Source organism: Phreatobacter sp. (assembly GCF_030691135.1).
In the GTDB taxonomy this organism is placed as follows: domain Bacteria; phylum Pseudomonadota; class Alphaproteobacteria; order Rhizobiales; family Phreatobacteraceae; genus Phreatobacter.
This window is the reverse complement of sequence record NZ_JAUYFA010000087.1, coordinates 51,813-75,737: the sequence shown is the minus strand read 5'-3', so window position 1 is coordinate 75,737 and position 23,925 is coordinate 51,813. Positions and strand designations below refer to the sequence as shown.

Annotated in this window: 24 protein-coding genes and 1 riboswitch; of the genes, 7 read left to right on the top strand and 17 right to left on the bottom strand. The window is 68.5% G+C overall.

The window, feature by feature from the left end; all coding sequences use genetic code 11:
- The 6 genes from Q8O26_RS16690 to nth form a co-directional block, all read right to left on the bottom strand.
- Positions 1-393, bottom strand: a 393-nt coding sequence (locus Q8O26_RS16690) for an ATP-binding cassette domain-containing protein (protein ID WP_305577608.1), incomplete at its 3' end; no start/stop codon positions are given.
- The gene (locus Q8O26_RS16685; protein WP_305577606.1) at positions 394-1,116 is read right to left on the bottom strand and encodes an ABC transporter ATP-binding protein; all 723 of its coding nucleotides are present in this window, start codon (positions 1,114-1,116) and stop codon (positions 394-396) included.
- Positions 1,113-2,129 carry a branched-chain amino acid ABC transporter permease gene (locus Q8O26_RS16680; RefSeq protein WP_305577604.1) on the bottom strand — a complete coding sequence of 339 codons (1,017 nt, stop codon included), beginning with the start codon at positions 2,127-2,129 and terminating at the stop codon, positions 1,113-1,115. Before Q8O26_RS16680 ends, Q8O26_RS16685 begins: the two co-directional genes overlap by 4 nt.
- On the bottom strand, positions 2,126-3,013 hold the full coding sequence (locus Q8O26_RS16675) for a branched-chain amino acid ABC transporter permease (protein ID WP_305577602.1): 888 nt from the start codon (positions 3,011-3,013) through the stop codon (positions 2,126-2,128). The genes Q8O26_RS16680 and Q8O26_RS16675 overlap by 4 nt, the downstream gene beginning before the upstream one ends.
- Before the next feature lie 79 nt (positions 3,014-3,092).
- Positions 3,093-4,319, bottom strand: a complete 1,227-nt coding sequence (locus Q8O26_RS16670; protein ID WP_305577600.1) for an ABC transporter substrate-binding protein — start codon at positions 4,317-4,319, stop codon at positions 3,093-3,095.
- 126 nt (positions 4,320-4,445) lie between these two features.
- Positions 4,446-5,213, bottom strand: a complete 768-nt coding sequence (gene nth, locus Q8O26_RS16665) for an endonuclease III (RefSeq protein WP_305577598.1) — start codon at positions 5,211-5,213, stop codon at positions 4,446-4,448.
- Between the two features lie 22 nt (positions 5,214-5,235).
- Here nth and Q8O26_RS16660 point away from each other — a divergent pair, with 22 nt between their 5' ends.
- From Q8O26_RS16660 to Q8O26_RS16645, 4 genes are all read left to right on the top strand, one after another.
- The gene (locus tag Q8O26_RS16660; protein ID WP_305577596.1) at positions 5,236-5,775 is read left to right on the top strand and encodes a DUF2244 domain-containing protein; all 540 of its coding nucleotides are present in this window, start codon (positions 5,236-5,238) and stop codon (positions 5,773-5,775) included.
- A 12-nt stretch (positions 5,776-5,787) separates the two neighbouring features.
- A complete protein-coding gene (locus Q8O26_RS16655) occupies positions 5,788-6,252 on the top strand; it encodes a YbaK/EbsC family protein (RefSeq protein ID WP_305577594.1) in 465 nt (154 codons plus the stop codon).
- An 81-nt stretch (positions 6,253-6,333) separates the two neighbouring features.
- Entirely contained in the window at positions 6,334-7,221 is an 888-nt protein-coding gene (locus Q8O26_RS16650; RefSeq protein WP_305577592.1) for a bifunctional helix-turn-helix domain-containing protein/methylated-DNA--[protein]-cysteine S-methyltransferase, read from the top strand.
- 85 nt (positions 7,222-7,306) lie between these two features.
- On the top strand, positions 7,307-8,632 hold the full coding sequence (locus tag Q8O26_RS16645; RefSeq protein ID WP_305577590.1) for an MATE family efflux transporter: 1,326 nt from the start codon (positions 7,307-7,309) through the stop codon (positions 8,630-8,632).
- On the opposite strand, the gene Q8O26_RS16640 is transcribed toward Q8O26_RS16645, so the two are convergent.
- The gene (locus Q8O26_RS16640) at positions 8,625-9,698 is read right to left on the bottom strand and encodes a quinone-dependent dihydroorotate dehydrogenase (RefSeq protein ID WP_371134592.1); all 1,074 of its coding nucleotides are present in this window, start codon (positions 9,696-9,698) and stop codon (positions 8,625-8,627) included. The genes Q8O26_RS16645 and Q8O26_RS16640 overlap by 8 nt on opposite strands.
- Before the next feature lie 83 nt (positions 9,699-9,781).
- The gene (locus tag Q8O26_RS16635; protein WP_305577586.1) at positions 9,782-11,008 is read right to left on the bottom strand and encodes an O-succinylhomoserine sulfhydrylase; all 1,227 of its coding nucleotides are present in this window, start codon (positions 11,006-11,008) and stop codon (positions 9,782-9,784) included.
- Positions 11,009-11,091: 83 nt separating this feature from the next.
- Positions 11,092-11,170: riboswitch (SAM riboswitch) on the bottom strand.
- Positions 11,171-11,249: 79 nt separating this feature from the next.
- On the opposite strand from Q8O26_RS16635, the gene Q8O26_RS16630 reads away from it, so the two are divergent.
- Entirely contained in the window at positions 11,250-12,377 is a 1,128-nt protein-coding gene (locus Q8O26_RS16630) for a 2'-deoxycytidine 5'-triphosphate deaminase (RefSeq protein ID WP_305577584.1), read from the top strand.
- An 8-nt stretch (positions 12,378-12,385) separates the two neighbouring features.
- Here Q8O26_RS16630 and Q8O26_RS16625 read toward each other — a convergent pair whose 3' ends face one another.
- Together Q8O26_RS16625 and Q8O26_RS16620 are read right to left on the bottom strand one after the other, a co-directional pair.
- On the bottom strand, positions 12,386-13,561 hold the full coding sequence (locus tag Q8O26_RS16625) for a M20 aminoacylase family protein (protein ID WP_305577582.1): 1,176 nt from the start codon (positions 13,559-13,561) through the stop codon (positions 12,386-12,388).
- Positions 13,562-13,655: 94 nt separating this feature from the next.
- Positions 13,656-14,573, bottom strand: coding sequence for a LysR family transcriptional regulator (locus Q8O26_RS16620; RefSeq protein ID WP_305577580.1), 918 nt, complete (start codon positions 14,571-14,573; stop codon positions 13,656-13,658).
- A gap of 119 nt (positions 14,574-14,692) precedes the next feature.
- On the opposite strand from Q8O26_RS16620, the gene Q8O26_RS16615 reads away from it, so the two are divergent.
- Entirely contained in the window at positions 14,693-15,247 is a 555-nt protein-coding gene (locus Q8O26_RS16615) for a carboxymuconolactone decarboxylase family protein (RefSeq protein WP_305577578.1), read from the top strand.
- 36 nt (positions 15,248-15,283) lie between these two features.
- Positions 15,284-16,234 carry a DMT family transporter gene (locus Q8O26_RS16610; protein WP_305577576.1) on the top strand — a complete coding sequence of 317 codons (951 nt, stop codon included), beginning with the start codon at positions 15,284-15,286 and terminating at the stop codon, positions 16,232-16,234.
- Here Q8O26_RS16610 and Q8O26_RS16605 read toward each other — a convergent pair.
- The 7 genes from Q8O26_RS16605 to Q8O26_RS16575 form a co-directional block, all read right to left on the bottom strand.
- Entirely contained in the window at positions 16,231-17,001 is a 771-nt protein-coding gene (locus tag Q8O26_RS16605; RefSeq protein WP_305577575.1) for an ABC transporter ATP-binding protein, read from the bottom strand. The two genes, Q8O26_RS16610 and Q8O26_RS16605, sit on opposite strands and share 4 nt — an antisense overlap.
- A complete protein-coding gene (locus Q8O26_RS16600) occupies positions 16,998-17,975 on the bottom strand; it encodes an iron ABC transporter permease (protein WP_305577573.1) in 978 nt (325 codons plus the stop codon). Before Q8O26_RS16600 ends, Q8O26_RS16605 begins: the two co-directional genes overlap by 4 nt.
- A 16-nt stretch (positions 17,976-17,991) precedes the next feature.
- Positions 17,992-18,708, bottom strand: a complete 717-nt coding sequence (gene trmB / locus Q8O26_RS16595; protein ID WP_305577571.1) for a tRNA (guanosine(46)-N7)-methyltransferase TrmB — start codon at positions 18,706-18,708, stop codon at positions 17,992-17,994.
- A 144-nt stretch (positions 18,709-18,852) separates the two neighbouring features.
- Complete coding sequence (metK, locus tag Q8O26_RS16590) at positions 18,853-20,202, bottom strand: methionine adenosyltransferase (protein WP_371134591.1); 1,350 nt, start codon at positions 20,200-20,202, stop codon at positions 18,853-18,855.
- A 173-nt stretch (positions 20,203-20,375) separates the two neighbouring features.
- Complete coding sequence (locus tag Q8O26_RS16585; RefSeq protein ID WP_305577568.1) at positions 20,376-20,795, bottom strand: helix-turn-helix domain-containing protein; 420 nt, start codon at positions 20,793-20,795, stop codon at positions 20,376-20,378.
- A 215-nt stretch (positions 20,796-21,010) separates the two neighbouring features.
- The gene (lnt, locus tag Q8O26_RS16580) at positions 21,011-22,645 is read right to left on the bottom strand and encodes an apolipoprotein N-acyltransferase (RefSeq protein ID WP_305577566.1); all 1,635 of its coding nucleotides are present in this window, start codon (positions 22,643-22,645) and stop codon (positions 21,011-21,013) included.
- A 76-nt stretch (positions 22,646-22,721) separates the two neighbouring features.
- Positions 22,722-23,852, bottom strand: a complete 1,131-nt coding sequence (locus tag Q8O26_RS16575; RefSeq protein WP_305577564.1) for a hemolysin family protein — start codon at positions 23,850-23,852, stop codon at positions 22,722-22,724.
- Positions 23,853-23,925: the final 73 nt, after the last annotated feature.

Genomic DNA, 23,925 nt, shown 5'->3' with positions numbered 1-23,925 from the left:
CGCCTGACCGGCGCGTTCCAGGAGCCGCGGGAACATGGCGTAGACGCGCTCGATGTTGCGTGCCTTGTGGCGGCGGGCGCGCGGGATCATGGCGCCCATGGCAAGGTTCTCGGCCACCGAGAGCGAGGGGAAGACCTGGCGGCCCTCCGCCACCTGGCCGATGCCGAGATCGCAGACCTCGTGGCTCGGCAGTCCCGTGATGTCGCGGTCCTTGAAGCGGATGATGCCGGAGGCCGGCCGGTGCATGCCGGCGATTGTGCGGATGAGCGAGGTCTTGCCGGCGCCGTTGGCACCGACGATGGCGACGATGGCGCGCTCCGGCACCTCCAGCGAGACCTTGTCGAGGGCCTGGGCGTCGCCGTGGAAGACGTCGATGTCGTGGACGAACAGCATCTAGAGAGCCTCCGCCCCGAGATAGCTCTCCAGCACCTTGGGGTGGCGCGTCACCTCCTCCGGCGTGCCTTCGGCGATGGTGGCGCCGTGATGGAGGACGTGGATGCGGCCGGCCAGCGCCATGGTGGCGCGCATGACATGTTCGATCAGGAGGATGGTGACGCCGGAGCGGTTGATCTCGCGCAGGATGGCGACGATGCGGTCGACCTCGGTCGGCCGCAGCCCCGCCATCACCTCGTCCAGCAGCAGAAGCCGCGGTCCCGTGGCGAGCGCCCGGGCGCATTCGAGGCGCTTGCGGTCGGGCAGGGTGAGCGACTTCGCCTTCGCCTCCCGCCGGTCCCACAGGTCGAGCTGACGCAGCACCTCGCCGGCCCGGGCCCGGGCGGCATCCATATCGGGGGCCCTCATCATGGCACCGATGGTGGCGTTCTCCATGACCGTGAGTTCCGGAAAGGGTCGGACGATCTGGAAGGTGCGGGCGAGACCGCGCCGGCAGAGCTCATGAGGCTGCACGCCGACGGCCGAGGCCCCGGCGAAGGTCACCGAGCCCGTATCGGGAGTCATGGCGCCGGCGATGATGTTGAAGAGCGTGGTCTTGCCGGCACCGTTGGGGCCGATCACCGCGAAGATCTCGCCCTCCTCGACGGAGAGCGAGACGTTGTCGACGGCGGTGAGGCCGCGGAAGCGCTTGGTGACGCCCTGGACGTCGAGGAGCGGCGTCATTCGCGCCCCTCCGGAATGCCGAGCTTCTTCTTCAGCCAGGGCCAGACGCCGTTCGGGGTGAACCAGATGATAACCATCAGCGCCGCGCCGTAGAAGACGAGGTTGACGCCGGGAATGGCGCGGCCGGCGATCTTCTCGACCAGGGCGATGAGCGTCTGGCCGAGCGGGGTGAGGATGAAGGCGCCGAGGATGGGACCGAACAGGGTGCCGAGGCCGCCGATGATCGGCGCCAGGATCATCTCGATGGAGCGGGCAATGTCGAAGGTCTGACTGGGAAAGAGGTTGTTCTGGTAGAAGGCATAGACGACCCCGGCCACCGCCGTCATGGCGGCGGAGATGACCACCGCCGCCATCTTGGCGCGGAAGACGTCGATGCCGAGCGCCCTCGCCGCCTCCGCATCCTCGCGCACGGCGAGCCAGGCATGACCGAGCCGCGACCGGCGCAGCGCTGCACAGAGGATGAAGGCGATGATCATCATCGCCAGCGCGACGTAGTAGAAGAGCATGGGCCCGCCGCGCAGATTGACCGGGCTGGCGGCGGAGGAGACGGGAATGAAGAAGCCGGCGGCGCCGCCGACGAAGGACCAGTTGTCGAAGCCGATGCGCGCCACCTCGGCGAAGGCGATGGTCAGCAGGGCGAAATAGACGCCCTCGATGCCGAAGCGGAAGCCCAGCCAGCCGATAACGGCGCCGAAGGCGACGGCGACGAGCATGGCCGGCACGATGGCGATGGCCGGCGAAATGCCGAACTTCACCCAGAACAGCGCGCCGACATAGCCGCCGAGGCCGACATAGAGGGCATGGCCGAGGGAGAGCTGGCCGCAGAAGCCCATCATGATGTTCCAGGCCTGGCCGACGGTGGCGAACCAGAAGATCAGGAAGAAGACCGACAGCAGGTAGCGGTCGAGCACGACGGGCGCCACCAGCAGCACGGCGACGAAGGCGGCGAGCAGCAGGAGAGCGCGGCGCGGCGCCTCGTCCACCAGCCGGGCGAGCGTTGCGAAGGGGTTCATGCCCGCCTCCCGAGGAGGCCCTGCGGCCGGAGCGCCAGGACGAGAACAAGCAGGCCGAAGGAGGCCATGGTCTTCATCGAAGGCGCGATGAGGACGGAGGCCATGGCTTCGGCGATACCGATCAGCAGCCCGCCGACGATGGCGCCGGTCATCGAGCCCATGCCGCCGATGATGACGATGGTGAAGGCGAGGAGCGTGAATGCCGGCGCGATCATCGGCGTCGCGTCGGTCAGCGTCACCATCAGCGCGCCCGCCGCCCCGACACAGGCGAGGCCGAGGCCGAAGGTGAGCGCATAGAGCTTCTTGACGTCGAGGCCGACCACGGCGGCGCCGACGAGATTGTCGGCGCAGGCGCGGATGGCGACGCCGGTCGCGGTGAAGCGGAAGAAGGCGAAGAGCAGAGCCGCCACCGCCAGGGCCGCAGTCGCGGCATAGACGCGGACCTTGTCGACGATGATGGCGCCGATCTCCCAGCTGTCGAAGGAATAGGAGAGATTGGCGCTGCGGGCATCGGGCCCGAAGATCATCAGCGTGCCATTGACCATGATGATGGCGAGGCCAACCAGCAGGATGAACTGCTCATGTTCGGGACGCGACACGAAGGGGTTGATCAGCGTGCGCTGCAGCCCGTAGCCGATGACGAAGAAGACGGCGGCGATCGGCAGCATCGACACGAAGGGGTCGATACCGAAGGAGCGGAACAGCACGAAGGCAGCGTACATGCCGACGACGGCGAATTCGCCATGGGCGAAGTTGACGACGCGGACGACGCCGAAAATGACGGATAGGCCGAGCGCCATCAGGCCATAGACGAGGCCCGTCAGCACGCCCTGGACGAGAACATTGGCGTAGAGCGACCAGAGCATGCCGTTCGGGGGGTCCATTGTGGAAGACAGCCGCAGTTAGCCTGTCGGCAGGCCGGCGGCAACCGCCGGGGGCACAGGCCCCCGGCCACGCGCGGGCTCAGCTGCGCCCCTGCCAGGCCGGGAAGGGCAGAACCGGCTCGGCCAGCGCCACGTCCTTCGGCAGGACGACCGTCGGCACACGCTTCAGGTTCTGCACCAGAGCCGAACCGATATTCGGGTTCTGCCCCTTGGCGTCGAAGATGATCGGGCCGCCGATCATCACGTGCTCGGGGATGTTGGTGGCCCTCACCGCCTCCATGAGCTGCGGGCCGTTGGTCGTCCCGGCGCGCTTGAAGGCGTCGGCGGCGATCAGCATGCCCTCGAAGGCGAAGCCCGCATTGAAGCTGTCGACGGCGAAGCGGTTGTTCGGGTTGGCCTTGACGAAGGCCTTCTCGAAGGCCTGGGTCATGTTCGACTTCGGGTTGGCCCAGGGCAGGCCGAAGAGCACGAAATCGGCCAGCGGACCGAGCGCCTGGTAGAACTCCTCGTCGTAGAAGCCGGGCGAGCCGGGCGAGATGATCGCCTTGGGCTGGAAGCGCTGGCGCACCATGTCGCGCACCATCTTGATGGCGTCGGAGGCGCGGGTGACGCACATGACGAGGTCGGGATTGATCGAGCGGATCTTGGCGACCTCGACGGAGAGGTCCTGGGCGCGCGGGTCGTAGGCGATCTTCTCGACCAGCTGGATCGGCAGGCCGACGCGCGGCCAGATGGCGTCCATGGCGTTGCGCTGCGCCGTGCCGAACGTGTCGTTGGCGTGCAGGAACACCGCCTTCTCGAACTGGATCGACTTGGCGTCCATCACGTCCTTGATGAGACGCAGGCCGTTGGTGACGAGCTGGCCGCCGGTCTGGAAGTTGCGGACGAGGAACTTGTAGCCCTGCTCGGTGATCTGCGGTGCGGCGGCCACGTTGACGACGAAGGGCACCTGGCGCTGCTCGGTGACCTGGGCGATGGCGAGCGTCTGGCCGGAATCGAAGGCGCCGGTGAGAATATGACAGCCGTCGTTGATCGCACGCTCGGCCTGGGTGCGGGCGACGTCGGCATTGGATTCGGTGTCGATGTGGACGAACTCGACATTGTAGCCGAGCGCCTTGAGCATTTCCGGCGCTGCGAGCACGCCGCGATGCATGGACTGGCCCGCCTGAGCGAAGAAGCCGGAGCGCGGCAGCAGCGAACCGATCTTGAGGGTCTGGCCCTGCGCCTTGACGACGGCGGGGGCGACCAGCGTGGCGGCGGCACCGGCGATGGCGGTGCGGCGGGTGATGGCGGTTGTCGTCTTCATCGTTTCCTCCCTGGATCCGAGTGTTCTTCCATTTCGGATCGCCTGGTGGCGTGATCTTACGCGAAGACGCGCCAAGGGAAAGCCGGTGTGACGCAGGGCGACGTCGCTCGCCTGCACGCCCCTCGCTCAGGCCGGCGTCTTCTGCTCGAAACGGCAGATGTCGGCGATCAGGCAGCGCGGGCAGTCGGGCTTCGCCGCCTTGCAGACATAGCGCCCGTGCAGGATGAGCCAGTGGTGGGCGTGCAGCCGGTAGGCGTCCGGCACGACCTTCTCGAGGCCGAGTTCGACGGCAAGCGGCGTCTTGCCGGCCGCGAGGCCGGTACGATTGGCGACGCGGAAGAGGTGGGTGTCGACGGCGATGGTGGGCATGCCGAAGGCCATGTTGAGCACGACGTTCGCCGTCTTGCGGCCGACGCCCGGGAGTTGCTCCAGCGCCTCACGGTCGGCGGGCACCTCCCCGCTGTGCTCGGCGATGAGGCGCTGCGACAGGGCGATGACGTTCTTCGCCTTGTTGCGGAAGAGACCGATCGTCTTGATGTAGCCGATCAGCGCCTCCTCGCCGAGGGCGACCATCTTCTCCGGCGTGTCGGCGACCTGGAACAGCGGCCGCGTCGCCTTGTTGACCCCGACGTCGGTCGCCTGGGCCGACAGCGCCACGGCGACGAGGAGCGTGTAGGCGTTGACGCTCTCGAGTTCGCCCTTCGGCTCAGGCGTGACCTCTCGGAAGCGGAAGAAGATCGCCTCGATCTCCTGCGGCGTCAGCCGGTCGCGCTTGCGGCGCCTGGCGGCGGCTTTCGCCGCGGCGAGGTTGGCGATGGCCTTGGCCGGACGTTTCGCCGGGCCCGGGGCGATCTTGGTTCGGTTGGACTTCCGGGGAGTGGTCGGAGCGCGCATCCTGGTCGTATAGTCCCACGCAATGAGCACCGGCAACACAGATGCGGGCCCGGCTGCGGAGGCGAGCGCGGAGGAGGCGCCGCTCTTCGCCGCCCTGCTGACACCGCACCGTTCGATGGGCTGGCCCGGCTTCATCGCGGTGATGACAGCCGTGGGCGCGGTGAATCTCGTCGGCGCGGTGATCTTCACCTCGATCGGCGCCTGGCCGGTGCTGCCGTTCCTCGGCCTCGACGTGCTGATCATCTTCCTCGCCTTCCGCGCCAATTACCGCCATGCCCGCGCCTTCGAGGAGGTGATCGTCACCCCCACCGAGATCCTCGTCCGCAAGGTGACCTGGCACGGCCAGGCGCGCGAATGGCGCTTCAACCCGGCCTGGACGCGGCTCCACCAGACGCGCGACGATGAGGACGGGCAGGTGCTCGGCCTGACGCTCGACGAGGGGCGCCGGCAACTGGACATCGCGACCTTCCTGCCCCCCGTCGAACGCGAGGGCTTCGGCAAGGCGCTGACGGTGGCGCTGGCCGAGGCCAGGCGTGGACCGGTGCGCACCCACTTCGACTGACGGATGTTTCACATGGCAGGATCGATCGACCGCGTCAGGGCGGCGCTCAGGAACGCGGCCCACGACGATACCATCGTCACCTTCCCGGCCAGCACCCGGACGGCGGCGGAAGCCGCGGCGGCGGTGGGCTGCGCCGTGGCGCAGATCGCCAAGTCCCTGGTGTTTCGCACTGGCGAACGCCCCGTTCTGGTCATCGCCAGCGGCACCAACCGCGTCGACACGGCCAAGGTCGCCAGCCTGGTGGGATCCCCCGTCGAACGACCGGATGTGCGATGGGTGCGCGACGTCACCGGCTTCGCCATCGGCGGCGTGTCCCCCGTCGGCCATCTCACCCCGCCTGTCGTGCTGGTGGACCAGGACCTCGCAGCTCTCGACCCGATCTGGGCGGCGGCTGGCGCCCCCAATACCGTGTTCCGAACGCGCTTCGCCGACCTCCTGACGCTATCCGGCGGCCGGGTGGCCGACATCGCCGAATAGCCGGGACGACCCGCAGGAATCGGGTGGCTGCCTGCGGCGCCATGGCCCATTGTCGCGCCAGATCGCCCCTGGAGCCTCATCATGCTCAACGTCGTCCAGCTCGAACAGCACGGCCGGCCCATCCGGCTCAGCGAGGCCGCCGACGATTACGAGATCGTCCGCAGGACGCTGGCCTTCATCACCGACCACTGGCGTCGCCAGCCCTCGGTGGAGGAGATGGCCGGCCATGTCGGGCTCTCCCCCGGCCACCTGCACCACCTGTTTCGCCGCTGGGCCGGGCTGACCCCGAAGGACTTCCTGCAGGCGATCACCCTGGATGCCGCCCGCGCCCTGCTGCGCGACGAGGCCACGGTACTCGATACGGCCTTTGAGGTCGGCTATTCCGGCCCCGGGCGGCTGCACGATCTCTTCGTCACCCACGAGGCCATGTCGCCGGGGGAGTTCAAGTCGGGCGCCGATGGCCTCGTCATGCGCTACGGCTTCCACCCCTCACCCTTCGGCCTCGCCATCGTGGTGGCGACCGACAGGGGTCTCGCCGGCCTCGGCTTCTGCGACCCGGGCGGCGAGCCCTCGGCCCTCGCCGACATGCAGGGACGCTGGCCGAAGGCAAGCTTCGTCGAGGATGCGGCCGCCACGGCGCCACTGGCGCTGCGGGTCTTCGATCCCGCTGCCTGGACCGGCGACCGGCCGCTGCGGGTCTGTCTCATCGGCACCGATTTCGAGGTCAGGGTCTGGGAGACGCTCCTGCGCATCCCCATGGGCAAGGCGACGACCTATTCGACCATCGCCGGCCATATCGGCCGGCCGACGGCGGCGCGCGCCGTGGGGGCGGCGGTGGGCAAGAACCCCATCTCCTTCGTCGTCCCCTGCCACCGCGTGCTCGGCCGCTCCGGCGCGCTCACCGGCTATCACTGGGGCCTGACGCGCAAGCAGGCCATGCTCGGCTGGGAGGCCGGGCATACCGGGTGAGGGGCACAGGCCGCGCGTCCCGGACCATGGCTCCCCTGCCCTCCTCGCGGCTGTCTTTACCGATCGGCCCGGCTAGAAGGGCGGCGTGACCACCGCCCTCGCCGCCTCCCCCGTCGTGACCCATCGCCGCGTCCTCGCCATCGCGGTGCCGATGATCTTCGCCCATGTGACGACGCCGCTGCTCGGCATCGTCAGCGCCACCGCCATCGGGCGGCTCGGCGATGCGACGGCGCTGGCCGCGGTCGCCCTCGGCGCCGTCATCATCGACGTCATCTTCTGGGCCTTCGCCTTCCTGCGCATGGGCACGATCGGGCTGACGGCGCAGGCCGTCGGCCGCGCCGACGCGGTCGAGAAGCGGGCCGTCATCGCCCGTGCCCTCATCCTCGCCGTCGCGCTCGGCCTGGCGCTCATCCTGCTGCAGAAGCCGCTGCTCTTCCTGTTCTTCAAGGCCATGGCTGCCTCCCCGGCCGTGACGGCGGCCGCCGATACCTATGTGTCGGTGCGCCTCTGGTCGGCGCCGGCCGTCTTTGTCAATTTCGCCGTGCTCGGCTGGCTGATCGGCCAGGCACGCACCGTGACCGGCCTCGTGCTGCAGATCGTCATCAATGTCGTCAACATGGCGCTGACGGTCGTCTTCGTGTCAGTCCTCGGCCTCGGCATCACCGGGGCCGCCACCGCCAATGCGCTGGCCGAATATGGCGGCGCGGTCGTCGGCCTCGTCGTGGTCATGGCCTCGCTCGGCTGGCGCTTCGCCGTGCCCTGGCGGGTCGTCCTCGACCGGGCGCGCATCATCCGCACCATCGCCATCAACCGCGACATCATGATCCGCACCGCGGCTCTCGTGGGGGCCTTCGCCTTCTTCACCCGGCAGGGGGCGGTCGGCGGCGACACGACGCTCGCCGCCAATGCGATCCTGATGAATTTCGTCGGCGTCGTCGCCTTCTTCCTCGACGGCTTCGCCACCTCGGCCGAGCAACTCGGCGGGCAGGCGGTGGGCGCCCGCGACGAGAGCGCCTTCCGCCGCGCCGTGTGGCTGTCGAGCCTCTGGGCGATCGTCTTCGGAACGCTCGCCTCCGTCGCCTTCTTCGCCGGCGGGGCGCAGGCCATCGACCTCGTCTCGACCTCGGAGGCTGTCAGGGCGGAGGCGCGACGCTTCCTGCCCTATATGGCGCTGACGCCCTTCACCGGCGTCATGGCCTTCCTGCTCGACGGCGTCTTCATCGGCGCGACCTGGACCGCCGCCATGCGCAACTGCATGCTGGCGGCTGCCGCGACCTTCGTCGCGGCCTGGTGGCTGCTCTCCGGCTACGGCAATGACGGGCTGTGGATCGCCTATCTCGTCATGCAGGCCGTGCGCGGGCTCTATCTTGGCCTCGCCATGCCCGGCCTGATGCGCGCCACCTTCAGGTGAGACGCCACTCGGCATTGGCGGTGCCGATGAGGTCGGCGACGGAGGCCCGCCGCTCGCGCGCGAGGCGAGCTGCGAGCCCCTCCTTGATCTCGCCGACCAGGCCGAAGCCCTTGAACACCAGGCCCGAATAGAGCTGCACCAGCGTCGCCCCCGCGGCGATCTTGGCATAGGCGTCCTCGGCAGAGGCGACGCCGCCAACGCCGATCAGGGGAAACTGGCCCTCGACGCGGCGCCAGGCCTCGGCGAGCATGGCCGTCGACCGGCCGAAGAGCGGCCGTCCCGACAGGCCGCCGGTCTCCCTGGCGGTCGCCTGGTCCTTCAGGCTCGACGGGCGGTCGATGGTGGTGTTGGAGACGATCATGCCGTCGATGCCGCGGCGGCGGCTCACCGCCACCATGTCGTCGAGGCCTTCCAGCGACAGGTCGGGCGCGATCTTGACCAGCACCGGGCGCCCCGGCGCGACCTTGTCGCGGGCATCGAGGCAGCGAGCCAGAACCTCGTCGAGAAAGCTCGCCTGCTGCAGGTCGCGCAGGCCCGGCGTATTCGGCGAGGAGACATTAACGGAAAGATAGGACACATGGGGGCCGAGCTTCTCGACCAGCAGGCCGTAATCGGCGACGCGGTCGGCGGAGTCCTTGTTCGGCCCGATATTCACACCGACGATGCCGCTGCGGCGCGACCGTTCGGCGAGGCGCCGGGCGACGACATCGACGCCGTCGGAATTGAGGCCGTAGCGGTTGATGATCGCCTCGTCGGGCACGAGGCGAAAGACGCGCGGCTTGGCATTGCCGGGCTGGGGCTTCGGCGTGACGCCGCCGACCTCGACGAAGCCGAAGCCGAGCCTGAGCGCCGCGTCGGGCACTTCCGCATGTTTGTCGAAGCCGGCGGCAAGTCCGATCGGGTTGGGAAAGCTCAGGCCGAAGGCCGAGACGGCGAGGCGCCGGTCATCCGCGCCGCAGGCCGGCAGCGGCAGGGTCTTCAGCGCCGCGATGGCGAGGTTGTGGCCGGTCTCCGGATCGGTGGAGAGGAGAACCGGGCGGACGAGGCGCGAGGCGAGGGAGAGCAGGGACATGGGTGGTTTCTGGCACCGCGCGGCGTGGCGGGCAAGGGTGAGGGGCCGCAACCCCGCTCTCAGCCCGCCGCTACACTTCAGATCCGCACGATCTTCGCGTCCACCGGCCATTCCAGCGTCTTCATCGCCTGGGCGAGATCCTCGATCAGGTCGTCGGGATCCTCAAGGCCGACCGACAGGCGCAGCAGCCCGTCGGTGATGCCCATTTCCAGCTTCTCCGCCGGCGTGAAACGGTCGTGGGTGGTGGTCGGCGGATGGGTGATGAGGCTCTTGGAATCGCCGAGATTGTTGGAGATCCTGATGATGTTCAGCGCATTGGCGACGCGGAAGGCGCCGGCCTTGCCGCCCTCGACCTCAAAGGCGACGAGCGTCGAGCCGCCGCGCATCTGGCGCTGGGCCAGCTCATATTGCGGGTGGTCCTTGCGGCCGGGATAGATCACCCTGGTGACGCCGGGCAGTTCGGCGAGGGCATCGGCGACCCTGGCGGCGCTCGTGGTCTGGCGTTCGACCCGCAAAGGCAGGGTCTCCAGGCTCTTCAGCACCACCCAGGCGTTGAACGGGCTCATGGCCGGGCCGGTCTGGCGCAGGTACTGGTAGACATTATCCTGGATGAACTGCTTCGATCCGAGGATGACGCCGCCGAGGCAGCGGCCCTGGCCATCTATATGCTTGGTGGTGGAATAGACCACGCAGTCGGCGCCGAGTTCGAGCGGGCTCTGCATCATCGGGGTGGCGAAGACGTTGTCGACGGTCACCTTGATGCCGGTCTTCCTGGCGATCCGGCAGATCGCGGCGATGTCGTAGATCTCGAGGGTCGGATTGGTCGGGCTCTCGAGGAAGAAGACCTTGGTGTTGGGGCGGACCGCCGCCTCCCACTGGGCGAGGTCGGCGCCGTCGACGAGGGTCGACTGGACGCCGAAGCGCGGCAGCAGCGTCTCGATGATGTAGCGGCAGGAGCCGAACAGCGCCTTGCAGGCCACGACATGGTCGCCGGCGGAGAGCTGGCCGAACATGGCGGCATTCACCGCGGCCATGCCCGTCGCGGTCGCCTTGGCGGCTTCCGCCCCCTCGAGGAGCGCGATGCGGTCCTCGAACATCTGGACCGTCGGATTGGAGAAGCGGGCATAGATGAAGCCGGGATCGGTGCCCTTGAAGCGGCCCTCGGCCTGCTCGGCGCTGTCATAGACATGGCCCTGGGTGAGGAAGAGGGCCTCCGACGTCTCGCCGAATTCCGAACGCAGCGTCCCGCCATGGACGAGGCGGGTGGCCGGCCGCACGCGGGAGGGATCAAAGGGCTTCTTCATCGCATCGCTCCTCGTGGCGCGGCGGCGGGACACTTGTCCCCCGAAAAAACAGAACCCGACCTGGCAAAAGCCGAGGCCGGGTTGATCCCGTGCGCCCGGCCTTTTAGCGAATTGTTTAGCGTGGTTCGCAAGCCGGCCGGCCAAATCTCCACGTCGCGGAGGTTTGGTAGGGGCGTGCGGACAGAGCGTCAAGTGTTTTGTTCGTTTTGACGAACGTTTCGTTCGTCGGTAGGTTGGGTGCATGGCGAAACCCCCTTCAGTCAGAGCCGATCTCCTTGGCGTTCTGCCCTCGCAGACGATACGGGCGCTCAAGTCGTCAGGCGTAATCCGTTCGGATGTGCCTTTCGATTCCGACCAGATTCAGCCGGCCTCGCTCGACCTTCGCCTTGGCAAGACGGCATGGCGCATTCGCGCGAGCTTCCTGCCCGGCCGCAAACGCACCGTCGTGGAGCGGCTTGCCGACCTCAGCCTGCATGAAATCGATCTTACCAACAGCGCGGTCCTTGAGACCGGTTGCGTCTATCTCGTCGAAATTCAGGAGTCGCTCGACCTGCCCGACGATCTGACCGTAACCGCGAACCCCAAGAGTTCAACCGGCCGGCTCGACGTTTTCACGCGCGTCATCCTTGACCGTGCGCAAGCCTTCGACACCATCCCGGCCCGATACAAAGGCCCACTCTATCTGGAAGTCTCGCCACAGACCTTTCCGGTCAAGGTTCGGACAGGATCGCGACTGTCGCAAATCCGCCTGCGCCGCGGCCTTTTCGAACGGGGCGGCAGGTCCAAGGCCGTGACAATCCACCTCGGTCAGAAAGGCCGCAACGAGCTCATCGGCTACCGCGGCAAGCACCACACCGCCGTCATCGACGTCGATCTGAAGAACGCCTGCGACGTCCACGAATTCTGGGAGCCCATCTACAGCTTCGGCAAACGGCATCTAATCCTAGACCCTGGCGAGTTCTACATCCTCGCGACAAAGGATCCGGTGGAGATTCCCCCTGAGTTCGCGGCCGAGATGATGCCTTTCGATCCGCTCGTGGGCGAGTTCCGCGTGCACTATGCTGGTTTTTTCGACCCTGGTTTCGGCCACAATGCGGCTGGCGGGCGAGGATCGCGGGCGGTGCTGGAAGTGCGCTCGCGCGAGGTGCCGTTCATCCTAGAGGACGGGCAAGACGTGGCCCGTCTAATCTACGAGCCGATGGCCGAAATTCCCGAGAAGCTCTACGGCGAAACGGGTTCCAACTATCAGGGACAGGGGTTGAAGCTGTCGAAGCACTTTCGCCCCGATCCACAGGACCGGCACCAGAGGCAGCCCCGGCCTGCAAGCCGCGAATCCACGCTTGAGGAATTGCCCGACCGGCTGGTCTGACCGCCCCCTCACACCCCCGCCAGTTGCTGCTCGACCAGCCGGGCGAAGCAGCTGGCGCCGATCGGCAGCAGGTCGTCGTTGAAGTCGTAGTGGCCGTTGTGGACCGGCACCGCCTTGTGCGTCTCGGTCACCTGGCCCAGCAGCATGAAGGCGCCGGGCGCCTTCTCGAGGTAATAGGCGAAGTCCTCGCCGGCGGTGAGCGAGGGCAGGTCGGTCTTGATGAGATCGTCGCCCACCACGTCGCGCGCCGCCGCCGCGAAGGCGGAGGCTTCCTCCACCGTGTTGATGGTCGGCGGATAGGAGCGCTTGTAGTCGAGGATGAGCTCGACGCCGTGGGCGGCGCAGAGGCCGTTGACGGTCTGGTGGAAGAGCTCGTCCATCGCCACCCGCGTCGCGGGTTTCAGCGTGCGGATCGTCCCGGCCATGGTGACCGTCTCGGGGATGACGATCTGCGAGGTGCCCGCATGGAACATGCCGATGGAGAGCACCACCGTGTCGTGCGGATCCATGCGGCGGCTGACGAGGTTCTGCAGCGCGCCGTAGATCTGCACGGCGCAGGGCAGCGGATCGAGGCCGCGATGCGGCTGGGCGGCATGGCTGGAACGGCCCTTCACGGTGATGGTGAAATAGTCGACCGCAGCGAGCACCGTGCCGGGGCGGATAGCGGCGGTGCCGAGCGGCAGGTCCCAGGCATTGTGGATGCCGTAGACCTGGTCGCAGGGGAATTTCTCGAACAGCCCGTCGCGCAGCATCTCGGCGGCACCGGTGAGGCCCTCTTCCGCCGGCTGGAAGATCAGATGGACGCTGCCGGAGAAGTTGCGCGTCTCAGCGAGATATTTCGCGGCGCCCAGCAGCATGGTGGTGTGGCCGTCATGGCCGCAGGCATGCATGCGGTTCTCATAGGTGCTCTTGTACGGCAGATGGTCGTTGAGCTCCGGCATGGGGAGCGCGTCCATGTCGGCGCGCAGGCCGATCTTGCGGTTGCCCGGCCGGCCGTGGATGACGCCCATGATCCCGGTCTTGCCGAAGCCGCGATGCACCTCGATGCCCCAGGATTCCAGCTTCTCGGCGACGATGCCGGAGGTGCGGACCTCCTCGAAGCCGATCTCGGGATGGGCATGGAAATCGCGGCGCCATGCCGTCATCTCGGGGTGGAAGGCGGCGATGCGGTCGATGACGGCCATGGCGGGTGTCCCGGGTGACGAAGCGACGCGGGAAGGCTAGCCCGCGCTGGCGGGAAGGCAATCCCCGGGGTGCAGCGCAGCCCTGCGGAACCGCTCAGAGTTCGCCGATGCGCAGGCGGGGATCGGCCTCGAACTCGGAGGCGAAGAACTCCAGCGCCACCCTCACCTTGCCGGGCAGGTAGCGGCGCGAGGGATAAACGCCGCTGATCGGCTGGGAGGGCAGCGCAAAATCCCGCAGCAGCGCCACCAGCCGGCCGTCCTCGATCTCGCCGTCGACGAAGTGCCAGCTCGGCACGTAGCCGATCCCCAGTCCTTCCAGCACGCAGGCGCGCACCGCCTCCGTGTTGTTGACGTGCACGGGACCCGCGACCGGCACCGACAGCGGCCCCTCGGGTGTGGCGAAGCCCCATGACGCCCCGGTGAGAAGCCGGTCGTAGACGATGCAGTCGTGGCCGGCGAGGTCGCGAGGATGGGCGGGCTGGCCGCGCGCCGCGATGTAGGAGGGCGCGGCAGCGACGACGCGCCGCGAGGTGCCGAGGCGTCGGGCGATCAGGCCGCTGTCACGCCCCTCGCCGACCCGGATGGCGAGGTCGATGCCCTCCTCGACGAGGTCGGAAAAGCCGTCGTTCATGGTCAGCGCGATCTCGATGTCGGGATAACGGGTGCGGAAGCGCGGCAGTTGCGGGATGACGTGCAGCCGGCCGAAGACACCGGCACAGGCGAGCCTGAGCAGGCCGGAAGGCTTGCCGCGGCGACGACCGACGGCACTCTCCGCCTCCGCGGCCGCCTCCAGTGTCCTGAGCGCGTGGTCATAGAACAGCCGGCCGTCGTCGGTGAGCGTCAGGGCGCGGGTCGTGCGCTGGAACAGGAGGCAGCCGAGGTGATCCTCGAGCTGGGCGATCTGGCGCGACACGGTCGGCTGCGAACTGTTCATCTCGCGGGCGACGGCGGTGAACGACCCTGCCTCGGCGGTGCGGGCAAAGGTTCGAAACAGCGCGAGGATGCCTGACATTCATCCATCATGCGGATGAATGTTCTGCAATCAAGCCCCGTTATCGAGGGGCAACAAATACCTCAGTCTTCTGCCCGTAGGACGGACCTCCGTCACGACACCCTCACAGGAGACCTGCCATGACGATGTTCCCCGTTCCCTCCCGCAACGACGTCAGCGCGCCGAACCAGGCGATCTTCCACCAGCTCGAAGGCAAGCTCGGCATGGTGCCGAACCTCTACGCGACGCTCGCCCACTCCGAGAACGCGCTCGCCAGCTACCTCGCCTTCCAGAACGCCCGCTCCTCGCTCAGTGCTAAGGCCCGGGAGGTCGTCAACCTCGTCGTCAGCCAGGTAAACGACTGCTCCTATTGCCTGGCCGCCCACACGGTGATCGGCGGCATGGTCGGCTTCACCCCCAAGCAGATCCTGGAGATCCGCACCGGCCGCGCCTCGTTCGACGCGAAGCTCGACGCGCTGGCGCGGCTCGTCGGCGACATCGCACTCCGCCGCGGCCATGCCGATCCGGCCATCGTGGACGCTTTCCTCGCCGCCGGCTGGACGCGGGAAAACCTGGTCGATGTCATCGTCGTCATCGGTGACAAGACCGTCACCAACTACCTGCACGGGACGACCAGGGTGCCCGTGGATTTCCCCGCCGCGCCGCCCCTGCCGCGGACCAAGGCCGCCGCCTGAGCCACCCCCTCTCCCACCCTCACACCGGACGCCCCGATGACCCTCCTCATGCAGCAGCCGCCGTGCAGCGGCTTCATCCGCAGCGCCGTCGGCGGCGTCACGCCGGAGTGGCGGGGCCTCGCGCTCGGTGCCTCCGCCGCCCTCATCTGGGGGCTCTATCTGGCGCTTGCGCGCCAGGGGGTGAGCGCGGGCCTGTCGCCCGTCGACATCGCCGCCTTCCGCTATGTGACCGCGGGCCTCGTCATGCTGCCCTGGCTCTGGTTCGGCTGGCGGCAGGTGCGGGCCATCGGCCTCTGGCGTTCGCTGGTGCTCACCGCACTCGCCGGGCCGCCCTTCATCCTGTTCGGGGTCGGCGGCTATCTCTACGCGCCGCTCGCCCACGGCGCGGTCATCCAGCCTGCTGTGGTGACCGTGCTCAGCATGGTGCTGGCGGCGCTGGTCCTCGGCGAGCGGCCGACGCCGGCAAGGATCGTCGGGGTGACGGTCATCATCGCCGGCATCGTCGTCATCGCCGGACCGGGGCTCTTCGCAGGCGGCTCGCTCGCCCCGATCGGCGACGCCATGTTCGCCGCGGCGGGCGCGCTCTGGGCGGTGTTCACGCTTCAGTCGCGACGCTGGCAGGTGCCGCCCGTCGCCGGAACGGCCGTTGTCTCGATCCTGGCCGGGGCGGTAATGGCACCAGTCGCTCTTCTCACCCAGGGCCTGGATCACTACGTGGCGCTGCCGGCCTCGACGCTCGCCATCCAGATCCCCGTCCAGGGTGTGCTGACCGGCGTCGTCTCGGTGATCGCCTATACGAGCGCCGTCCGCCTCATCGGCCCGGCGCGGGCGGCGATCTTTCCGGCGCTGGTACCCGCCTCGGCGATCCTCGTGGGGATCCCGGTCGCCGGCGAGTGGCCCACCGCGCTGCAGATCGCCGGTCTCGTCACCGTGTCGGCGGGCCTCCTGATCGCCATCGGCGTGCTGCGCCTTCGCCGGCTCCGCTAGCGGGGCCCGAGCGGGATCGGCACGCGGCGACCGTCCACGGTCGCGTGGGCGAAGGCGAGGCCGAAGACCGCACCGAGCACCCCGTCCGACAGCGCCGCGTCGGGCGGGCCGATCGCCGCCAGACGGCCGTCGTGCAGCACCGCGACCTGATCGGCGAAGCGGGCGGCGAGCGCCAGATCGTGCAGGACGGCAACGACGATCCGGCCCTCCGCCGCCACCTGCCGCAGCAGGCCGAGGACGGCGAGTTGGTGGGCGGGATCGAGGGCGGCGGTCGGCTCGTCGGCGAGGAGGAGCGACGCTTCCGTCGCCAGCACGCGGGCGAGCATGACCCGGGCCCGCTCGCCGCCGGAGAGTTCGGTGACGGGCCGCGCGGCAAAGCCGGCGAGACCGAGCCGGTCGAGGGCGGCGGCGACGGCGCGGACGTCCTGCGGCGTCGCGCCGGAGAAGGGATCGCCATGGGGGAGCCGGCCGAGCATGACCGCGTCGCGGACGCTCAGGGCCCAGGCGAGTTCGGAGCGCTGCGGCAGATAGGCGATGCGGCGCGCCCGCGCCGGCGAGGTTCCCCCGCCGAGGGTCTCGCCGCCGAGACGCATGGTGCCGGTAAAGGGCGCCAGGCCGGCGACCGCCCGCAGCAGGCTCGTCTTGCCGGCGCCGTTGGGGCCGACGACGGCGAGCAGCGCCCGCGGTTCGACGGCGAGCGTCACGTCCTGCAACACCGGCCGCCCGCCAAGGGAAACCGAGACCCGCTCGAGGACGAGGCCGCTCATGCCCCCTCCTCCGCCCGCCGGATGCGCAGGATGCGCCAGAGGAAGAAGGGCACGCCGACGAGCGCCGTGACGACGCCGGTCTTGATCTCGGTCGTCGCCGGAACGAGGCGGACCAGCGTGTCGGCCGCCGTGAGAAGGGCCGCGCCGGCGAGTGCCGACGGCAAGAGGATGCGGGCGGGATCGGCTCCCGCCGCCCGGCGTACCAGATGCGGCGCCACCAGCCCGACGAAGCCGATCGCCCCGGTGACGGAGACCGCGGCGCCGACGCCCAGCGCCAGCCCGCCGGCGACGACGAGGCGGCTGCGGGCGACATGAGTCCCGAGGCTCGCCGCGACCTCCTCGCCGAGCGTCAGGGCGCGGTAGGCCTTCGCCTGCGAGACGAGCAGGAGCGCGCCGAGCGCCATGAAGGGACCGGCGAGCGCCAGGTGGACGAAAGAGCGGTCCTCGAGCGAGCCGAGCAGCCAGAAGGCGATTTCAAGCGCGGCGAAGGGATTGGGCGCAAGGTTCAGGACGAGTGCCGTGGCGGCGCCGAAGAAGGCGTTGAGGGCGAGGCCCGCCAGCAGCAGGACGGTGATGCCGGCGCGCTGGCCGGCGACAAGGAAGAGCAGCGCCACGGAGACGAAGGCGCCGGCCATGCCGGCCACGGGCAGCCACAGCGAGAGGGCCGAAGCACCGCCGAAAGCCAGCACGACGGCGGAGGCGAAGGCGGCCGCCGAGGGCGCGCCGAACAGCGTCGGCTCGGCCAGCGGGTTGCGCACCAGCCCCTGCAACGCGGCACCGGCGAGGCCGAGCGTCGCCCCGATGCCGAGGGCGAGGAGGGTGCGCGGCAGGCGGATGTCGGTGACGATGATGCCGGCGGTGCTCTCGCCGCCCGCGAGCCCCCGGAGGACTTCCGCCGGCGGCAGCCAGACCGGGCCCGCCATCAGCGACATGCCGGCGAGGAGAATGCACAGAAGGGCCAGCGCCGCCGTCACGTCGTCTCCCGGGCGGTCAGTTGCGCCGGAAGGTCAGATAGCACGGCGTGCGGCCCTCGCGCAGCGCCTTGGCCTCGTAGCGGGTCGACTGCCAGTTCGGCCAGGGCGTCTTCCAGTCGCTCGCCGAGCGGGCGGCGAAGGTGAAGCCGGGTGCCTTAAGGACATGCTCCAGCGTCCAGGCTGCGTAATGATCGATGTCGGTGGCGAAGCGGAACTCGCCGCCCGGCTTCAGCATGCGGGCGAACTCGGCGACGGTACGGTCCGAGACGAAGCGGCGCTTGTGATGCCGCGTCTTCGGCCAGGGATCGGGATAGAGCAGATAGACGATGTCCAGCGAGACGTCCGGGAACCAGGGCAGCAGGAGCCCTGCATCCTCGGTATGCAGGCGGACATTGTCGATTCCCTGCCCCTCGATGGCGGCGAGCATCTTGGCCATGCCGTTGACGAAGGGTTCGACGCCGACGAAGCCGAGGTTGGAAAAGGCCGTCGCCTCGCGGACCAGGTGCTCGCCGCCGCCGAAGCCGATTTCCAGCACATAGCCGTCGACCGGGCGGGGGAAGAGCCCGGCGAGATCGCAGGGCTTCGACGGATCGACGCGCAGGCGCGGCAGCAGGGTCTCGAACAGGTCGGCCTGATGAGCGCGCAGGGTCTTGCCCTTGCGCCGCCCGAAGAAGGAGCCCTGCCCCGCGAGGCGCTTGTCGTCGGTCATGGTCGAATGCGGTGTCCCGGGCATCCACGAATTCTGCTGGCGCATCCGGTTACAAGTCGTGGATGCCCGGGACAAGCCCGGGCATGACGCAAGGTGGCCGGCGCAGGCCATCACAACAGAAAAGGGGGCCCGAGGCCCCCTTCCCTATTCCGTCCAGAGCGCGTCGCCTCAGGCGACGGCGTCCTTCAGCTTGGCGACGAGGTCGGTCTTCTCCCAGGAGAAGCCGCCGTCGCGGGAGGCCTTGCGGCCGAAGTGACCGTAGGCGGAGGTGCGGGCATAGATGGCCTTGTTCAGGCCGAGGTGCTCGCGAATGCCGCGCGGCGAGAGGTCCATGACCTCTGCCAGGGCCTTCTCGATCTTGGCCTCGTCGACGCCGGCCTTCGCCGTGCCGTGCAGGTCGACGTAGATCGACAGCGGCTTGGCGACGCCGATGGCATAGGCGAGCTGGATGGTGCAGCGATCGGCCAGCTTGGCGGCGACGACGTTCTTGGCGAGGTAGCGCGCGGCATAGGCGGCCGAGCGGTCGACCTTGGTCGGGTCCTTGCCGGAGAAGGCACCGCCGCCATGGGGGGCAGCGCCGCCGTAGGTGTCGACGATGATCTTGCGGCCGGTGAGGCCGGCGTCGCCGTCGGGACCGCCGATGACGAACTTGCCGGTGGGGTTGATCCACCACTTGCAGTCCTTGGCGATCTCGATGCCGTCGAGCGTCTCGCGGATCACCGGCTCGACGATCTTCTGGACATCCTTCGACGTCAGCTTCTCGTCGAGATGCTGGGTCGACAGCACGATCTGGGTGACGGCGGCCGGCTTGCCGTTCTCGTAGCGGATGGTGACCTGGCTCTTGGCGTCCGGGCCGAGCTTGCCGCAATTGCGCTCGCCGGCCTTGCGGTACTTGGTCAGGTTCTCGAGGATCTTGTGGGCGTAGTAGATCGGGGCCGGCATAAGGTCCGGGGTCTCGCGGCAGGCGTAGCCGAACATGATGCCCTGGTCGCCGGCACCCACGTCCTTGTTGCCGGTCTCGTCAACGCCCTGGGCGATGTCGGCCGACTGCGGATGCAGGAGGACGTCGATCTTCGCCTTCTTCCAGTGGAAGCCGTCCTGCTCGTAGCCGATCGCCTTGATCGCCTTGCGAGCCGCCGACTTGAACTTGGACGGATTGACGACGGGGTTGCCGTGCGCGTCCTTCAGAACCTTGCCGTCCTTGCCCTTCTTCAGCAGCGAATCCGGAACGCGGACCTCGCCGGCGATGACGACGCGGTTGGTCGTGGCGAGCGTCTCACAGGCGATACGGACGGAGGAGGCGGGCACGCCGGCCTTCGCCGCTTCCTTGAAGACCAGATCGACGATCTCGTCGGAGATCCGGTCGCAGACCTTGTCAGGATGGCCTTCGGACACGGATTCCGAGGTGAAGAGGTAGGAACTGCGGGACACGAAACGTCCTCCAGAAGCAAGGGCCCGCGGTTGTCGCGGGGCGAGGCGCCGTCGATATCGGTGGCACCATGAACCGGATTTGAACATCCGCGCGTCGAGAAGAACCACGCGGCTGCCGGGGACGCACGCGTCGTCCGGCGCCCAAGCCGGGCGTGGTTCTGGCAACAGCTTGTTCGGCGGTCAAGTCCGAATATGGCAAAAAGGCCGGTTCGTTCGCAAAAAAGAACGAACGTGACCTTTTTCCCCGGAAGAATCCGACCTCAGACGGATTCTTCCTCGTCGCCGGCGACGGCGCTGACAAGATCGACGATCTTGCGGCGGACCTTGGGGTTCTTGATCCGGATGAACGCCCGGTTCAGCGCCAGGCCTTCGCTCGTCGACAGGAAGTCCGAGACATAGGACGCTGCGGCGACATCCGAGAAGCCGCCTTCCGGGGCCGGCTCACCCGACGGTGCCCCCTCGAAGAAGAAGGCGACGGGGACCGAGAGGATGGCACCGATCTGCTGGAGCCGGCTGGCGCCAATCCGGTTGGTGCCCTTCTCGTATTTCTGCACCTGCTGGAAGGTCAGGCCCAGGCGCTCACCGAGTTTTTCCTGGCTCATTCCCAGCATCATGCGACGCATACGCACACGGCTTCCGACGTGCTTGTCGATCGGGTTTGGGGACTTCTTCACTACCATCAAATACTCTCCGTGCCTCCGCACGCCTTCAGTAAACCCACCCGAGAAGCCCCCCGGCTTCGCGACGCCAACTGAATGGTCACACGCCGCAGTGCAACCATAACATCCGCATCACGCGTCACCAAATACCGACCGGGGTGCCGATGTGGCTTCATAGATTCGCTTATGGCTAATTGTGCAGATCGTTACAAGTAAATTGACGATCGGCCTCAGCGTCAACTCGGACGGACACCGTTCCGCCGGCTGCGCCGCAGCAGGATCAGAAACATTCCGAGAGCAGCGACGGCCAGGGGCACATGTCCGGCCTGCGCGAAAACGGTCGGAGGCAGGGCTTTCGGCAGCTCGGCGTCGAGAACGTCACGGGTACCGAGCGGGAGCGCACGAAGCGTCCGGCCCAGCGGATCGACCAGTGCCGAAATACCACTGTTTGCCGCCCGAACAACCGGCAAACCTTCTTCGATGGCGCGGACGGCCGTCTGGTGCATGTGCTGGAAGGGGCCCGGCGTGAAACCGAACCAGGCGTCGTTGGTGAGGTTGAGAAGCCATTGCGGCCTGAGGTCGGCGGCGGTGGCCGCCCCCGGGAAGATCACCTCGTAGCAGATGAGGATGCCGACCGGCGGGATGCCGGGCACAATGAGCGTGCGCCGGCGGTCACCGGCCGAAAACCCGCCGCGCTGGCGTGTGATAGCCTCGAGGCCCAGCGCCTCCATGCGTTCCTGAAATGGCAGGTATTCGCCGAAGGGGACCAGATGAACCTTGTCGTAGGTCTGGTTGATGACCCCCTGGTCGTCGATCACATAGGCCGAATTGAAGACCCGCGGTTCGCGTCGGCCCGGCAGGGGCTCATCCGGACGGGCCGCGCCGGTGATCAGCGTCACGCCAGGCGGGATCAGGTCGGCGATCTTCGACAGGGCCTCGCGATCCCAGATCAGGAAGAAGGGGAAGGCCGATTCGGGCCAGATCAGGTGGGTGACGTCGCGCAGGCCGGAGCGCTCCGGCGAGGTCGCCCTGTCGGAGAGTTCGGCATAGCCGGCGAGGATCTCGTCGCGGGCCTCCGGACGGAAGCGCTGGTCCTGGGGGATGGCCGGCTGGACGATCCTGAGCTTCACGCCGGGCACGAAGGCGATGTCGGTTGCCGAGACGCGCCAGCCGCCGAACAGCGCAAGGCACATAAGCGACAGGACGGCCCCGGTCGGCACGGCGAAACGCACCGTGGGCGTCGTTTCCTCGTCCCCCAGCACGGTGGGCGCGGCGAAGACGAGGACCGTGATCAGCGTCAGACCATAGACCCCGACGACGGCCGCACCCTGGGCGAGCCAGACATATTGGGTCAGCGCATAGCCGTAGAGGTTCCAGGGAAAGCCGGTCAGGACCGTGCCACGGAGAAACTCGGCGAGCGTCAGGCCGAGGGCGAGCGCCAGGATGCGCCTGGCGCCCGGTCGCCACAGGAGGCGCGCCACCATCGCTCCGAGGGCCGTGAACAGCGCCAGGCCGGCCGGCAGCAGCGTGACGGCCGCCGGCAGGAGCCAGGCGAAGCGGTCGGCCTCGACGAGGAAGGCCGCGCCCACCCACCAGAGCCCGGCGAGGTGGTAGCCGAAGCCGAACCACCAGCCCGTGCGGGCGGCGGCGAGAAGCGTGCGCCATCCGCCGCCCGCGGCCGAAGCGCCGTCGAGCAGCCATACGAGAACGGGGAAGCTCACCGCGAGCACCGGGAAGACGCCGAAGGGCGGCATGGCGAAGGCCGCGAGGGCGCCGGCGCCGAAGGCCAGTCCCGTCCGCTTCCACCCCCAGGCGAGGATGACCGAGCGCGCCAGACCGCCGACCGTCACGGTGCGGCGCCCGCTTGGCATCCGGACGAATCGGGCAGCGTCTGGCTCATGGACCCCGTGTCCGACAGCGTGGCAACGGGGTCAAGCGGGGGGCCGGTCAGGTCTTGTCGACCGGGCCGGCAGGCGGCGGCGACGTCCCCGCTTCGGTCTGGACAGCGGGTGGCGGCAACATCTGTGCAGCTGCGGCGGGTCCCGTCGCAGACACAGGTTTGGCGGACGGAGTGGAGGCCACGGCCGCCACCGCGGACTGCTCCTCCTCGTCCTTGCGCCGACCGCGCGCCGGAGGCCGGCTGATCAGGCCGCGGCCGCGGGTGATCTTGACGCGCTTCACGCGGCGGGGGTCGGCATCGACGATCTCGAACTCGAGTTCGCCGGGGCCGGCGACGAGTTCGCCGCGCACCGGCACATGGCCGGCGACCACCGTCAGGTAGCCGCCGATGGTGTCGACGTCCTCGGTCATGTCCTCGCCGGGATCGAAATCGGGGCCGAGAACCTCGCGGACCTCGTCGAGGGTCGCCCGGGCGTCGGCGATATAGGCGCCGTCGGCGAGCTGCGCGATGGTCTTGCCGTCGTCGACGTCGTGCTCGTCCTCGATGTCGCCGACGATGCTCTCGACGATGTCCTCCATGGCGATGAGGCCGTCGGTGCCGCCATATTCGTCGACGACGAGCGCCAGCTGGATGCGGGTCGCCTGCATGCGGGCCAGCAGGTCGATGGCGGGCATGGACGGCGGGACGAAGAGGATGGGCCTGATCAGCCGCGTCCCGGACAGCGACACCTTGAGGTCGACGGCGCCGAGGTCGAGGCCAGCGGCCATTTTTGCGGCGGCCGGCTTTTCCGCTGGCGCGCCGGGCTCGGCCTCGCCCGCTCGCGTGCGGCGCTTGCGCGTCGCCTTCTTCGCCTCGGCGAAGAGATGTTTCACGAGATCCTTGATGTGGACCATGCCGACGGGATCGTCGAGCGTGTCGTCGAAGACCACGAGACGGGTATGGCCGGCATCCTCGAAGGCCTGCATCAGGTCGGCCAGCGAGACGTCCTTCTGGACCGCCATGATGTCGGCGCGCGGCTGGGCGAGATCGTTGACCCGGCTCTCGCGCAGATCGAGGATGTTGCGCAGCATCGAACGCTCTTCCGGCGAGAAGCCGGCGGCGGCAGGCGCATTTTCCTCGAGAACGTCTTCGAGATTCTGGCGCGCCGAGGTCTGTGTCCTCAGGCGCAGCCGCGACATCAGCCTGTCGATCCAGCGGTCGTGCTTGTCGGCGGCGCGCTCGGGCGCGGGTCTTGGACCGTCCGCAGGCTGT

Coding starts and splice junctions, on each gene's coding strand:
- Q8O26_RS16605 (WP_305577575.1), bottom strand. CDS start 17,001: ATGAGCGGCCTCGTCCTCGAGCGGGTCTCGGTTTCCCTTGGCGGGCGG.
- Q8O26_RS16625 (WP_305577582.1), bottom strand. CDS start 13,561: ATGGCCGTCATCGACCGCATCGCCGCCTTCCACCCCGAGATGACGGCA.
- Q8O26_RS16650 (WP_305577592.1), top strand. CDS start 6,334: ATGCTCAACGTCGTCCAGCTCGAACAGCACGGCCGGCCCATCCGGCTC.
- Q8O26_RS16620 (WP_305577580.1), bottom strand. CDS start 14,573: ATGTCAGGCATCCTCGCGCTGTTTCGAACCTTTGCCCGCACCGCCGAG.
- Q8O26_RS16575 (WP_305577564.1), bottom strand. CDS start 23,852: ATGTCGCGGCTGCGCCTGAGGACACAGACCTCGGCGCGCCAGAATCTC.
- trmB (WP_305577571.1), bottom strand. CDS start 18,708: ATGCCCGGGACACCGCATTCGACCATGACCGACGACAAGCGCCTCGCG.
- Q8O26_RS16670 (WP_305577600.1), bottom strand. CDS start 4,319: ATGAAGACGACAACCGCCATCACCCGCCGCACCGCCATCGCCGGTGCC.
- Q8O26_RS16655 (WP_305577594.1), top strand. CDS start 5,788: ATGGCAGGATCGATCGACCGCGTCAGGGCGGCGCTCAGGAACGCGGCC.
- Q8O26_RS16660 (WP_305577596.1), top strand. CDS start 5,236: ATGAGCACCGGCAACACAGATGCGGGCCCGGCTGCGGAGGCGAGCGCG.
- Q8O26_RS16675 (WP_305577602.1), bottom strand. CDS start 3,013: ATGGACCCCCCGAACGGCATGCTCTGGTCGCTCTACGCCAATGTTCTC.
- Q8O26_RS16680 (WP_305577604.1), bottom strand. CDS start 2,129: ATGAACCCCTTCGCAACGCTCGCCCGGCTGGTGGACGAGGCGCCGCGC.
- Q8O26_RS16615 (WP_305577578.1), top strand. CDS start 14,693: ATGACGATGTTCCCCGTTCCCTCCCGCAACGACGTCAGCGCGCCGAAC.
- lnt (WP_305577566.1), bottom strand. CDS start 22,645: ATGCCAAGCGGGCGCCGCACCGTGACGGTCGGCGGTCTGGCGCGCTCG.
- Q8O26_RS16630 (WP_305577584.1), top strand. CDS start 11,250: ATGGCGAAACCCCCTTCAGTCAGAGCCGATCTCCTTGGCGTTCTGCCC.
- Q8O26_RS16610 (WP_305577576.1), top strand. CDS start 15,284: ATGACCCTCCTCATGCAGCAGCCGCCGTGCAGCGGCTTCATCCGCAGC.
- nth (WP_305577598.1), bottom strand. CDS start 5,213: ATGCGCGCTCCGACCACTCCCCGGAAGTCCAACCGAACCAAGATCGCC.
- metK (WP_371134591.1), bottom strand. CDS start 20,202: ATGTTCAAATCCGGTTCATGGTGCCACCGATATCGACGGCGCCTCGCC.
- Q8O26_RS16685 (WP_305577606.1), bottom strand. CDS start 1,116: ATGACGCCGCTCCTCGACGTCCAGGGCGTCACCAAGCGCTTCCGCGGC.
- Q8O26_RS16585 (WP_305577568.1), bottom strand. CDS start 20,795: ATGGTAGTGAAGAAGTCCCCAAACCCGATCGACAAGCACGTCGGAAGC.
- Q8O26_RS16635 (WP_305577586.1), bottom strand. CDS start 11,008: ATGAAGAAGCCCTTTGATCCCTCCCGCGTGCGGCCGGCCACCCGCCTC.